Origin of the sequence: Peribacillus sp. NPDC046944, assembly GCF_050272735.1 — a bacterium.
GTDB lineage: Bacteria > Bacillota > Bacilli > Bacillales > DSM-1321 > Peribacillus.
Genome location: NZ_JBNNML010000017.1, coordinates 1 through 12,240, shown reverse-complemented (window position 1 = coordinate 12,240; position 12,240 = coordinate 1). Strand labels below are relative to the sequence as shown.

13 protein-coding genes are annotated in these 12,240 nt (G+C 40.0%); 4 read left to right on the top strand and 9 right to left on the bottom strand.

The window, feature by feature from the left end; translation table 11 throughout:
• The first annotated feature begins 22 nt into the window (after positions 1-22).
• From ACQKIC_RS19525 to ACQKIC_RS19515, 3 genes are all read left to right on the top strand, one after another.
• Positions 23-448 (top strand): universal stress protein, encoded by a 426-nt coding sequence (locus ACQKIC_RS19525; protein WP_402871457.1) that lies wholly within the window; start codon positions 23-25, stop codon positions 446-448.
• A 160-nt stretch (positions 449-608) separates the two neighbouring features.
• Entirely contained in the window at positions 609-1,493 is an 885-nt protein-coding gene (gene cidR / locus ACQKIC_RS19520; protein WP_402871459.1) for a cidABC operon transcriptional activator CidR, read from the top strand.
• A gap of 165 nt (positions 1,494-1,658) precedes the next feature.
• The gene (locus ACQKIC_RS19515; RefSeq protein ID WP_402959312.1) at positions 1,659-2,030 is read left to right on the top strand and encodes a hypothetical protein; all 372 of its coding nucleotides are present in this window, start codon (positions 1,659-1,661) and stop codon (positions 2,028-2,030) included.
• 65 nt (positions 2,031-2,095) lie between these two features.
• Here the strand turns inward: ACQKIC_RS19515 and ACQKIC_RS19510 are convergent, their stop codons facing one another.
• From ACQKIC_RS19510 to ACQKIC_RS19485, 6 genes are all read right to left on the bottom strand, one after another.
• Positions 2,096-2,818, bottom strand: a complete 723-nt coding sequence (locus ACQKIC_RS19510) for an amino acid ABC transporter ATP-binding protein (protein WP_402871463.1) — start codon at positions 2,816-2,818, stop codon at positions 2,096-2,098.
• Positions 2,815-3,471, bottom strand: a complete 657-nt coding sequence (locus ACQKIC_RS19505) for an amino acid ABC transporter permease (RefSeq protein WP_402871465.1) — start codon at positions 3,469-3,471, stop codon at positions 2,815-2,817. Before ACQKIC_RS19505 ends, ACQKIC_RS19510 begins: the two co-directional genes overlap by 4 nt.
• A 76-nt stretch (positions 3,472-3,547) precedes the next feature.
• Positions 3,548-4,366, bottom strand: a complete 819-nt coding sequence (locus ACQKIC_RS19500) for a basic amino acid ABC transporter substrate-binding protein (protein ID WP_402988872.1) — start codon at positions 4,364-4,366, stop codon at positions 3,548-3,550.
• 306 nt (positions 4,367-4,672) lie between these two features.
• Complete coding sequence (locus ACQKIC_RS19495; RefSeq protein WP_402871469.1) at positions 4,673-5,701, bottom strand: AI-2E family transporter; 1,029 nt, start codon at positions 5,699-5,701, stop codon at positions 4,673-4,675.
• A gap of 206 nt (positions 5,702-5,907) precedes the next feature.
• Positions 5,908-6,141 carry an excisionase family DNA-binding protein gene (locus ACQKIC_RS19490; RefSeq protein ID WP_402871471.1) on the bottom strand — a complete coding sequence of 78 codons (234 nt, stop codon included), beginning with the start codon at positions 6,139-6,141 and terminating at the stop codon, positions 5,908-5,910.
• A gap of 131 nt (positions 6,142-6,272) precedes the next feature.
• Positions 6,273-7,277, bottom strand: coding sequence for an Ig-like domain-containing protein (locus ACQKIC_RS19485; protein ID WP_427592163.1), 1,005 nt, complete (start codon positions 7,275-7,277; stop codon positions 6,273-6,275).
• A gap of 266 nt (positions 7,278-7,543) precedes the next feature.
• On the opposite strand from ACQKIC_RS19485, the gene ACQKIC_RS19480 reads away from it, so the two are divergent.
• Positions 7,544-8,464, top strand: a complete 921-nt coding sequence (locus ACQKIC_RS19480) for a hypothetical protein (RefSeq protein ID WP_427592162.1) — start codon at positions 7,544-7,546, stop codon at positions 8,462-8,464.
• A gap of 147 nt (positions 8,465-8,611) precedes the next feature.
• On the opposite strand, the gene ACQKIC_RS19475 is transcribed toward ACQKIC_RS19480, so the two are convergent.
• The 3 genes from ACQKIC_RS19475 to ACQKIC_RS19465 all read right to left on the bottom strand — a co-directional run bounded on the left by ACQKIC_RS19475 (position 8,612) and on the right by ACQKIC_RS19465 (position 11,952).
• On the bottom strand, positions 8,612-9,466 hold the full coding sequence (locus tag ACQKIC_RS19475) for a transglutaminase family protein (RefSeq protein WP_402871480.1): 855 nt from the start codon (positions 9,464-9,466) through the stop codon (positions 8,612-8,614).
• A 73-nt stretch (positions 9,467-9,539) separates the two neighbouring features.
• The gene (locus ACQKIC_RS19470; protein WP_402988881.1) at positions 9,540-10,502 is read right to left on the bottom strand and encodes an alpha-E domain-containing protein; all 963 of its coding nucleotides are present in this window, start codon (positions 10,500-10,502) and stop codon (positions 9,540-9,542) included.
• Complete coding sequence (locus ACQKIC_RS19465) at positions 10,495-11,952, bottom strand: circularly permuted type 2 ATP-grasp protein (protein ID WP_427592161.1); 1,458 nt, start codon at positions 11,950-11,952, stop codon at positions 10,495-10,497. The genes ACQKIC_RS19470 and ACQKIC_RS19465 overlap by 8 nt, the downstream gene beginning before the upstream one ends.
• Between the last annotated feature and the right edge of the window lie 288 nt (positions 11,953-12,240).

Below are 12,240 nucleotides of genomic sequence, written 5' to 3'. Positions count from 1 at the left end.
GTAAATGAAGGGATGGATCAACATGATCTGCTCGAAAATACTAGTTGCCTATGACGAATCTGAATTAGCTCTCAAGTCTTTGGAAAAAGCGATTGAATTAGCCAAGCTGGATCCAGCCATTGAAATTCATGCGATACACGCTGTAACGCTACCGATTCATCCAAGTATATATGGAAACGCTTTTCAAGAAATCGAGGAATCCATGCTGAAGTATGGAGAAGAAGTCATCTCAAAAGCGGATGCGCTATTATCGGAAATTCCGAATAAAACCCAGACATTTGTCGTGGAAGGCTCCGCCATCAAAACGTTATTGGAACATGCGAAATCCCAAAACTGCGACCTTATCATCATGGGTAGCCGCGGCTTAAGCGGGTTCAAGGAATTCCTGGGAAGCGTCAGTCATTATATCGTGCAGAACTCCCCTGTACCCGTCTTATTGGTTAAGTGATTACATAGTACGACTCGTTTTCAAAAAAGCTGGGCTCCTTGAGACCAGCTTTTCTGCTAGCTTGACAATAGGATGTAAACGGCAAAGAGATTCTTATTTTACAAACCCTTATTTCTATGGGTAAAATGAAAGTACTTTGAAGAGATAAGCAGGTGAAGCGATGGATATTAAGCATTTACAATACTTCATAGAAGTGACTAATTTTAACAGTTTCACTCGGGCAGCCGATCATTTATTCATTACTCAGCCGACCATCAGTAAAATGATCAAGAACCTGGAAACCGAACTTGGGGTTGAACTTTTCGATCGTTCCCGCAAGCAACTCGCTCTGACCGATGCCGGTCGGGTCGTATTAGAGCAGGCAAAATTGATTGATAAAGCCTTTCATAACTTGGAAACAGAAATGGATAATTTATTAGGCCTTAAAAAGGGACATATACGAATCGGTTTACCCCCGATTATCGATGCCTCTTTCTTCCCCCGAATTCTTAGCCGTTTTCATGAGGATTATCCCAATATCACCTTTCAATTGGTTGAAGATGGTTCAAAAAAAATTGAAGAGTCCGTTCAAAATGACCAACTGGATATAGGCGTAATCGTCCTGCCGACCAACACCGTTCTATTTCACCATTTTGCCTTTTTAGAAGAAGACATCAAGTTGATCGTTCATCCCTCCCACCCACTTGCTTCCGAGGATGAAATCGATTTGATAGATCTTCAACATGAGTCCTTTATCTTATTCAATAAGGATTATGTTTTGCGTGACCTCATCATTTCATCTTGTAAGGAATCAGGTTTTTCTCCACACATCGTTACCGAAAGCTCTCGATGGGACTTTATAGAAGAAATGGTTTTCTGCAAGCTTGGCATCGCCCTTTTACCAGAAAGCCTCTGTCGGTTGGATAGTCGTGTTAAGACCATTAAGGTTAAAAATCCATCACTGAGCTGGAACTTGGCATTCATTTGGAGTAAGGATCAATACCTTTCATACGCCGCAAAGGAATGGCTGAAATATACAAAGGAAGCATTGGCTAAAAAAGAGTGATCATACACCTTCAATAAGAAAATAATGTAAGCACTATCATAGATATGAGTTATCTTCATGATAACATCTAACCATTTTACTTTATTTACTTGCCGAGTTAGACTTGGTAGTGAGTAAAAAGCACTGCAATACCGATATATCGATATTTTCTGAAAGGAGATATTTATGATCACTTTATCTAGTGTCGATGAGTTACAAGCAACCGAAGAAGCGTTGGAAAAAATTAAATATTCATACCCCGAATTATTTAAAAAACTGCTTCATGTCGTTGCCTTAACACGAGCTTTCCAATTTAAATATCAATTTATGGGCACATTAATCATGGATGAAAACCCTAACGAATACACCCCTGAATTCGTTATGCCCTCCGTTATCACTTTATATAAAGAGGAAGTTCAAAAGTTAAAGAATGATCCGAATATCGAGGTTCTTCGACAAACCCTCTCCCAAAATGAAAATATTGGATATGCGAAAATCAGTATGCTAGTGCTCGGTAAAAGCCCTGAATCACTTTTAGGCGCTTCATACATTAAATAATACCCCCTGATATGTTCCTAAAAAAACCTCCCGTTTTCGGAAGGTTTTTTTTCTTTAGCTATACGTCAAAGGACTTTACTCAAAAATGCCTTCGTTCTTTCCTGCTGCGGATTGTCAAAAATCTCGCTAGGCACATTTTCCTCAACGATCAACCCTTCATCCATGAATATCACTCGATCCCCCACTTCTTTTGCAAATCCCATTTCATGTGTCACCACAACCATCGTCATGCCTTCTTTCGCCAATTGCTTCATGACTTCAAGCACTTCACCGACCATTTCCGGGTCTAGAGCGGATGTCGGTTCATCAAACAACATGATCTTTGGGCCCATAGCTAGAGACCTAGCAATGGCTACACGTTGCTTTTGCCCTCCTGACAAAGAGTCCGGATAGGCGTTCGCTTTATCCGAAAGGCCCACCTTATTAAGCAATTCCATGCCCGTCTTTGCTGCCTGTTCCTTGGAAACTTTACGCACTTTTATCGGCGCAAGCATGATATTTTCAAGAACCGTTTTATGCGGGAATAAGTTAAAATGCTGAAAGACCATGCCGACTTCCGTACGGATTTTATTGATATCGACTTTCTTATCCGTCGTATCAAGCCCCTCAATGTAAATGTGGCCACCCGTTATCGTCTCTAGCTGATTGATGCATCTTAGGAAAGTGGATTTCCCAGATCCCGACGGACCAATGACCACGACGACTTCCTGTGGGGCAACGGTTGCACTGATATTCTTCAATACCTCATTGTCACCAAATGACTTATTTAAATTTTCCACCTTGATCATTCTGTTTTCAACCTACTTTCAAGTCTATTTAGTACGAAACTTAGAACGAGCGTCAGGCAAAGATAGATGAAGGCACAGGCCAAATATGGCTCCCATACTTTAAAATACTGACTGCCCATCGCTTTTCCCCAATACATCAATTCCGGGGCAGCAATGACACAAACCAAGGAAGAATCTTTCAATAAAACGATGAATTCATTACCTAGAGGAGGAATCATACGTTTGAATGCTTGTGGAAGGACAACGGAAATCATGGATTGAGTGTGCGTCAAACCTAAAGAACGTGCCCCTTCCATTTGTCCTTTATCAATGGATTGAATTCCGGCCCTGAATATTTCAGCAATATATGCCGCTGCATTTAAAGACAGTGCAATGACTCCCGCTGCGACGGCATTCGTTTCGCCGGTAAAGAAAGGAACCACCCCAAAGTGGATCAAGAAAATCTGGACCAGTAATGGTGTCCCCCGGAAAACCGTGACATAGCAGTAAAATGGAAAGGCGAGCCATTTATTTCTTACAATCTTCCCTAATCCAATCAGCAATCCTAGAAACGTCCCGATTAGAATCGAAGAAACGGATAGACCAATCGTAAGCAACGTCCCCTTCAATAAGAAAGGCGCATATTCAAAAATAATATCCCAACGAAAACCCATTCTATGTACCTCCTAAAGTCCAAAAAAACTGCGTAACTTCACACGTAAAGTTACGCAATTTTTCTCATAACCTATATTATTGTTGTGCTTTTACCGTCTCGATATCTGGATCTGTGCCAAACTGTTTTTTATAGATTTCGGCGTACTTGCCATTATCGAGCATGGTATTGATCGCTTTATCGAAATCGGCCTTTAACTCACTGCCTTTAGGGAATAGGACTCCATAAAACTCCTCTTCAAAGCTGCTGCTGTCTTCCACGACCTTCAACTTTTGATCAGGATTATTTTTTACGTACTCTTCAACGACCGTATTATCCGCCACGACCGCTTCAGCCCCACCCTTGAGCAATTCCTGAATGGCTAAGTTATTATTCTCGAATTTCTTGATATCTTTATGGTTTTTCCCAAGAAGGGCTTCCACCGCTTCTTGACCCGTTGTACCTGTTTGGACAGCTATCTTCTTCCCTTTCAGATCTTCTCCCGATTCCACATCACTTTTTTCGGGAACCAAGATTTTATTAGTGGAAAGGAAATAAGGAACCGAAAAATCATACGATTGTTTTCTTTCATCATTCACTGTAATTGCCGATACAGCTAAATCTGCTCTTTTTGATTCAATCTCCACAAAAATCGGATCCCAACCTACATGCTCAATCTCGACTTTATACCCAGCTTCCTTCGCTACGGCATTGATAAAGTCAACATCGAATCCGACGATTTTATCACCTTCGAGGTATTCAAAAGGCGCATATGCCGCATCCGTCACGATTCTAAGCGTCTTTTCCTTCGGCCCTTCATCACTTGTAGTGGAAACTTCCTTTTCCTTGCCACATCCTGTCATGATCAAAAGCAAAGAAGATATCACGACCAACATGTATACAGATACCCTTTTCAACATAATCCCCTCTTTTCTCCCGTAAACTCTCACTCAAAATAGTCTAATAATTTAGACTTGAATGATTATTCAGTATTTTTTACTTAAAAATAGTATACGTTTTTTTGAGTTTTCATGCAATAAAAAGTAAAAAAATAACTTTAGTAGAATACAAGTTTATTACAGTAAATGACAAAATCGAGTATCATAATGGACTTTGAACATGTGAGCAATCGATTCATCTTCTTTTTCCATAAAAAATAGAAAATTATATTGAAAACGAATATAAAAAAATAAGCAACCACCCATTTAGAGGGTTGCTGCTTATTATGGTTCGTCCAGTGCACGGTTAGTTTCTTCATCAATATCTAACATATCCAATAGGAAGATAAAGATTGGTATCCCGATGATCAATCCCCAAATTCCAAGGAAGTGTTCGGAAAACAGTAAGATCATAAACGTGAAGAACGTAGGAAGATTTGTTTTGGCCGACATGAATTTCGGGTTCAAAATATAGCTTTCAAGCGCATGAATCACCACAATCATGATCAACACTGCAATGACCTTTGGCATGCCTCCGATACTATAGGCAATCATGCTTAGTGGAATCAAGGAAATAATGACCCCAGCCACTGGAATCAAACCAAGGAAGAAAATCATGATCCCCAAACCAATTAACTGTGGAAAACCAAGAATCCATAAGAACGCAACGGATAGAATGGCATTCGTAATGGCAATTAGGAATTGAACCTCAATGACTTTTCCGAATGAGTTAACGAACTTCACACCGAAATGTCCAATATTAATGAAGAAGGAATTGAATTTCCCCCGCTTAAACTTGGAAGTGAAGCGGATGATTTTATCCTTTTCCAACAAGAAAAACAAGCTAAGCAGTATAGAAATGAAGATTTGAAACGCCAGTTTTCCAAAGTCAGATATATAAAGATAGAGCGTATTCATCTGCTTTTGAAGATCCAGAGGTGATTCAAGTTCATTCATTAAACTAATGGCATATTGAATGACCTTGCTATCAGGCGGATGTTGAAAGAAGAATACAATCTGCGTAATCAGCTCAGTAAATTGTGTCGTAATAACCGGCAAGTACTTATAAAGGACGATAGCTAAAGAAGCAATGAACACTATATAAATGAAACTTATGACCACTTTGGAATTGATGGGCATCACTTTTTTCAGATGAAGCATGATGAACTGTTCAAGCCTTCCCATCAGGAAAGTGAAAACAAATGTGAATAAAACGATATTGACCATACTTCCGATGCTTACAAGAAATAAAAACAGCACAAGTAAGGTAATGAATCTTGAAAATCCTTCGCTTTGTAAATACTCTTTTACCACTTACCTATCTCCTATCTACCATTTTGCCGTAATCTATCTTTGTATTTATTATTTTACACGGAATGGAGGAAATCTACTACAAATACCTTCCAAAAAATAATAATTTGAAATATCTTGCCCGGACTCCCTCAAAAGCCCCGTCTTTGTATTAACTATAACCGGTACAAAAAAGGGATGCACCTATTATGCATCCCAATCAAGAAGACTTAGTCTTCGTCCTTAATGTCTAGATCTTCCGGAATCGGTTCATTCGCCAATTCTTCGACTAACATTTTATATTTCTCCAGCTGTTCAAAGTGCGTCTTGAACTGGTCCTTATAGATCAATACTACACCCTCGCCGTCATCCACCACTCTAATTTTTCCTTGTAAGATTAAACTTTCGACATATGGTATGGACACCGATAAATAATCAGCCGTTTCCTCTACTGTTAAATACACGTTTTCGTCACTCCTACTACTATCTTTATAGCTATTATACCAGTAGTTCACTTTTTCTGCTTTTCTCCTATTGCCCAATATCCTCCATCCATTTGAAAAGGGCCTTTCCCAGATTGAGAAAGGCCCTTCTATTATTTCACTGTCACTTTGACCGTTTTGGCATTTCCGGCCTTATCGGTTGCCACAACCGATAACTTTGTCTTTTTCTTTTGTTTTTTCATCGTCACTTTATATTTGCCATTTTTATCGGCTGTCGCCTTTCCAAGAACCTTGGATCCCACTTTAACCTGCACGGTTGCTTTGGCCTCTGTTTTACCGGAAACCGATTTACTTGAACTCGTCACTGCGCTGACTGTAAGCGTTTTGGGTGCCGTCACGTCTTTTACCGTCGTTTTGACCGGGGTGGTCTGGTACTCTTTGCCACCCACGGTTCCTGTAGACCAAACAGAGACTTTAGTTCCGGCTTTTTGTTTACCAATCGTGACAGAATACTTGCCGTTCGCTTTTATCTTTGCTCCCTTTTTATTGACAACTTTATTATTGACCTTCACATATACTGTGGTATTCGGTTCAGCTTCCCCGCTTATCTTTGTATCCTTATCTCCGACCTTTTTGATGGTCGGCCCAGACATGGTTGCGCCTACTGCGTATTCTTCCTGGCTTTTTAAACTCCCTGTGTCTTTCACTTTAATATAATATGTTCCCGGAGATACGGAATAGAGTTGAGTATCCGCTTGATCTACACGGTTGGAACTTTCCAGGCTCACCGCTTTATTCTTGGCATTATATAAAGAAAAATCTAGCGAACTATTAAACTCCGTAGCAGCCACCACATATAAGAAACCATAATGCTTCACTTTGATTTTATAATAATCTACATCGTTCGCCTTATTGAAAATCCCCAGACCAAATTGTTTCAGGCTTATCGAGTTAGACTTTTTAATCGTATTATTCGGTTCTTTTTCAATGAGATACTCACTTGCCATCTTCTTGTATGACTGATTATGTACACGCTCGAAAGGACTTTTCAGGCCTGGTCCCTTTTCAACTGAAACTGTAGCGGCTCCAACCGCCCCTAAATTAAACGAAAATAGACTGAATACCAATGCCAGAATAAAAACAAATGATTTTTTCATAGTTCTCTCCCTTTTTAATAAAGTAAAAGATTTTCTTCTTTTCCCCTTGTCTCTACCCACATACAAAAAGAAAATAAACCCTACTTTACCAAAAATATACTAATAATTATTCTGTGCGTAAAGGGACTAAAGCCCGATATGTCCACCTTATTTCCTGGTTCGTAAATATCAAGGAAAATAAAATGCGTTTATACCTTATAAACCAAACCCATAAAATGTAAAATGGTGTTAATGTAGGAGTTCTATAGACTAGGAGGATTGAAAAAATGACCTTATTTTATGTCATGCTTGCAGCCATTTTCGCGATTATTGTGGTTATCCTGGTAAAACGAAGAAGCGAGCCGGTCAGAATGGAACGGTATCAGCAAGAATTCCGGAGAAGGTATGAGGAGACGTTGGACATAGGCGGGAATGCTATCGTATCGGAAGCCTTAATAGAAAAGCTAAATCAAGCCATGGAAATCGAGTATATGGAAAAGGTCAATACCGATTTCCGTATAAGACACCCACGTTATACACAGGGGAATGTCAACGAGTTATGGCGGGAATTAAAACGGTACTTCATCATGACGGCCGTGTTCGGTAAAATGGAAATGTTTCATGCCACCGTCGATGAACTCTGGCATATCATGCTGGATGATAAACAGAAATATGATAGGTTCTGTCGGGACTTCCTTGGCCAGATGATCCTACATCATCCCCACACAGAGCCTGTCTTTAAACCAGAGGAACGGACACTGTTCGACTTTTACTATGTCCATCTGTTCACTATTGATTCGCCCTCGATTCTAACTTGGGGAAAGTTCTTCAAACATGATAAAGCAACCTCCTTGCTCCACGATTTCGAAACACTGGAAGTTGACCAGTTAAAGGAAAAATACATGCGAAAACCGACGAGTGTGGAAGCGGAAGAAACTTTTGATAGGTTCTCGGGCCTCATAAAAAGTGACCGCACAGAACGGAGTGTGGATTGGCAAAAACGGTACAATCAAATGGATTATGCTGCACCCGCTTACTTCATTTATGCAAGTGCGGATGCATGTGATTCGGACTTCAAGCATCTGTTTGGTGACGATCCCGCTCACGGTTCCCATTCTGGAAATGTAGGTACCGACAGTCATGGCAGTGTTCATGATAGTGGATCTGATTCCTCGAGTTGTTCTTCCTGTAGCTCGTGCTCTTCATAAAAACAGCACCACCGTTTGTTAGATGGTATCTAGGTGCTGAACACTCTTTGTCCAATCAATAAAGTACCCGTTACCATTTCACCTTCCCCAACCCATTTAAAAATGCCTCCTTTTACTCAAGGAGGCATTAATGGATATCAGTTTTGCTTATTCATGTTCCAGTTTCTTCACCTGTACTTTTACATCAAGCGTTTGGTTCCCACCTCTGTAAACTCCCTGTAACGGGCTGACATCTGAATAGTCCCGCCCAGCGCTAAGACAAATGTGATTTTCAAGTGCCTCTACATTATTCGTAGCATCGAGCCCAATCCAGCCGATACCAGGAGCCATGAATTCAACCCACGCATGGGAGGCAGCATCACCAATCAGCTCCGAGTTTTCACCGACGTAGAGATAGCCGCTTACATATCTGGCCGGAATCTTCCTGGCTCTAAGAACGCCCAGCATAATATGAGAATAATCCTGACATACGCCTTTTTTCAAGTCAAACGCTTCATTAGCCGTTGTGCTTACATTAGTCGATTCTCCGTCATAGTTCATGACCTCATGAAGATACCTCATTAACTGAAGGGAGAATTCAACTGGATTTTCAATATCACCTACCGCTTGGATAACTTGGTCGATTTGATACTGATATAAGAAGGTATAGCTTGTTTCGTTTAAAAAACTCTTATAATGATCATGAAATAATTCCGAATGAAAGATATATCTCATTTCTGGAGAATACTCGATTTGTCGAATAAATGGCGACCTTTGAATACTGACAATGGAGGTCGTCTTGACTTCCAACTTCGTATGTTTTTGAGGGATAAAGAAACTCTCCACGTGATTCCCCCATAAATCCACATGTTCCTTTGGCATAGATACAGGTGTGATTTCATTTTTATAAGATAATAAACGCTGACATTCATCCGTCCTAGGCTTCAAACGAATGGTATTCATACTTTGGTCTACTGCTGTATCATAGTAAAAAGTATTTACATGTTCAACTTCATATTTCATGGCCATTTCTCTCCCTGATACTATGGTTTTACTGTCCTGTAAGAGGAAGGGTTTTTTCTGGGAATGCTCCCTTTCATTTTACAGGATCAGCTTCTAAGTAATACGTTTCGGAGAATAACTTTCCAAATTCCAGGCACTGGCTATAAGCCGAATCAATAAAAACCCCAATCTCTTCCGTATTCAGTTTTTTGATGTCCACATCTTTGAATTCACTGATCATATTGTCAATGGCCGCATACATCTTCCAAGAATAATGGGCCACCTTTTCACCTTCAAGTCCTTTAATAACTTCTCTGACATGTTCCATGCAATAACAGAGGGAACGAGGAAAGCTATGATCGGATATCATGAATTGCAGGACAAATTTGGGTTCCATCAAAGGTCTGAATTTCTTAGTAAAGTCCTCATATCCATTAATGAGCTGTAGACTTGTACGCCAGTCCAATTCTTGCCCTTCCAAGTCACCATATGGAACGGATTGTCGATACATCATCTGCATGACAAGAGCTGTTTTTTCAGCCCGTTCCAGCCATTTTCCTATCTTAATAAAATGATAAGGTAAATCTCGTGACATGGTAGAATCTATTATTCCAGTCGCAATCATTGAAGTGGTTTTAATACGCCTGATATAGGAATGAATCTCTTGGATGGAGTAATCCTCCCTTGCTTCGGCATTTTCTTGCTCTAAGTAAAACTCATTCCATACCTCCCAAAGCATGTTAGGGATTCTATCTCTTGTCATCTTGGCATTTTCTCGAATATTCTTGGTCATCCTCGATAGCGAATTGAAGTTATCTTTTGAAAAGGCCAAATAATGGACGACATTTTTCATCGTAATTTCTTCATAAAGAGAATCGAATTCCTCTTTATCCCCACAAATCCCGATGATCGCTTCCAAGTCATGTTTGACCAGGATTTCATGCTCGGATGCCTCTAGCATTTTTATTAACTGAACCTCAAGGATATCTGCATTACTTTCCATCCGTTCACAATTCCTTGCCATCCAAAATAAAGAATCGGCTACACGACTAAGCATGCTGCATCTCCTCCTTTAACACCCAGGTATCTTTTCCGCCCCCGCCCTGTGAGGAGTTCACAACGAGTGATCCTTCCTTTAAAGCCACTCGCGAAAGTCCGCCAGGCAGTACATGTACTTGTTCCCCCTTCATGACGAATACGCGTAAATCTACATGGCACGGGTAGAATCGGCCTTTTTGGTACGCCGGGGCCCGTGATAATTTAATGGTAGGCTGTGCTATGTACTGATAAGGATTTTCAATGATTTTCTGACGGAATACTTCCCTCTCTTCCTCGGTAGCATGGGGTCCGATTAGCATATCGTAGCCACCAGAAGCCCCTACATTCTTCACGACGAGTTCATCCAACCTTTCAAGAACCCACTCCCTCTGGATTGGATCGCTTAACAGGTAGGTATCCACGTTTTTAATGATCGGTTCTTCCTTCAAATAATATCGAATCATATCCGGTACATAGGAATATATCGCTTTATCATCGGCCACACCGTTTCCAATCGCATTCAAGATGGAGACATTCCCCTCTTTATAAGCAGCAATCAATCCCGGCACCCCGAGTAACGAATCTTCACGAAACGCCTCCGGATCAAGAAAATCATCATCTATACGGCGATAGATGATATCCACCCTTTTTAATCCCCGAATGGTTTTCATGTAAACCATGTTGTCTTTCACGATCAAATCTCTTCCTTCTACAAGCTGGATATTCATTTGTTGTGCTAGAAATACATGATCATAATAAGCCGAATTATACATTCCGGCTGTTAAGAGGACTGCTCTAGGTTCAGTGTTTTTCGAGATGTTATTTGGCACATGCGCTAATAAGGAGTGCTGTAAATGAGCAATTTGATTTTCAAGTGTGTTGAGAGAATGTTCAGAAAAAAACTCGGGGTAAACCTGACGCATAACATAACGATTTTGATACACATACGAAAGTCCTGAAGGATTTCGTAGATTATCCTCAAGAACTCGATATTCACCATGTTCATCTTTGATTAGATCGATTCCTGCCAAGAAGATATGATTTTGTAAAGGGCTATCAACCCCGCCTACCTGTTTATAGTAGTAATACGGGCTATTTTCTACCAGATGCTTCGGAATAATATTATCTTTTAAAATTCGTTGATCATGATAGATATCATCCAAAAAGTGATTAAGTGCTTCGACTCGTTGAATCATGCCTTTTTCAATCACTCCCCATTCTTCAGCAGGGATGATAATTGGTATGAAGTCAAACGGCATGGTGCGCTCCGTTCCGCTTTCTTCCCCGTACACCGTAAAAGTAATTCCCTGTCTTAAAAAACTGAATTGAGCTGTTTCATGCTTTTCCCTATACTCTTCTTCTGAAAACTGTTGAAGAATTGAATGGAAGTATCGATAGTGGTCTTTTGGCTCTCCATTTTCCTGAAGCATTTCATCGAAAAAGGAGCCCGTTTCATAAGTTTTGAACAATGCTACACGCCTCCAAAAAATGTTATGTAAAGAGTAATGACTATTTAATTACGACAATTTTCATGGGATATCCTTCTTTTCTAACAATATTTTTACTAATAATTTAGATTTTTCTAATAATTGTAGATTGGTACCGTTTACATTTCTTCCTTTATAAATTTACAAGAAAAAAACTAATAGGTTGCCCTATTAGTTCCAGTTTGTCGACAAAAGGGGTCCGGAATGATTTCATTCCGGACCCCTTTTTGATATTTTCTTGAAATTTCGCTCAAAATTTAGAATATAGGT

Coding starts and splice junctions, on each gene's coding strand:
- ACQKIC_RS19505 (WP_402871465.1), bottom strand. CDS start 3,471: ATGGGTTTTCGTTGGGATATTATTTTTGAATATGCGCCTTTCTTATTG.
- ACQKIC_RS19485 (WP_427592163.1), bottom strand. CDS start 7,277: ATGAAAAAATCATTTGTTTTTATTCTGGCATTGGTATTCAGTCTATTT.
- ACQKIC_RS19525 (WP_402871457.1), top strand. CDS start 23: ATGATCTGCTCGAAAATACTAGTTGCCTATGACGAATCTGAATTAGCT.
- ACQKIC_RS19510 (WP_402871463.1), bottom strand. CDS start 2,818: ATGATCAAGGTGGAAAATTTAAATAAGTCATTTGGTGACAATGAGGTA.
- ACQKIC_RS19515 (WP_402959312.1), top strand. CDS start 1,659: ATGATCACTTTATCTAGTGTCGATGAGTTACAAGCAACCGAAGAAGCG.
- ACQKIC_RS19470 (WP_402988881.1), bottom strand. CDS start 10,502: ATGCTTAGTCGTGTAGCCGATTCTTTATTTTGGATGGCAAGGAATTGT.
- cidR (WP_402871459.1), top strand. CDS start 609: ATGGATATTAAGCATTTACAATACTTCATAGAAGTGACTAATTTTAAC.
- ACQKIC_RS19475 (WP_402871480.1), bottom strand. CDS start 9,466: ATGAAATATGAAGTTGAACATGTAAATACTTTTTACTATGATACAGCA.
- ACQKIC_RS19480 (WP_427592162.1), top strand. CDS start 7,544: ATGACCTTATTTTATGTCATGCTTGCAGCCATTTTCGCGATTATTGTG.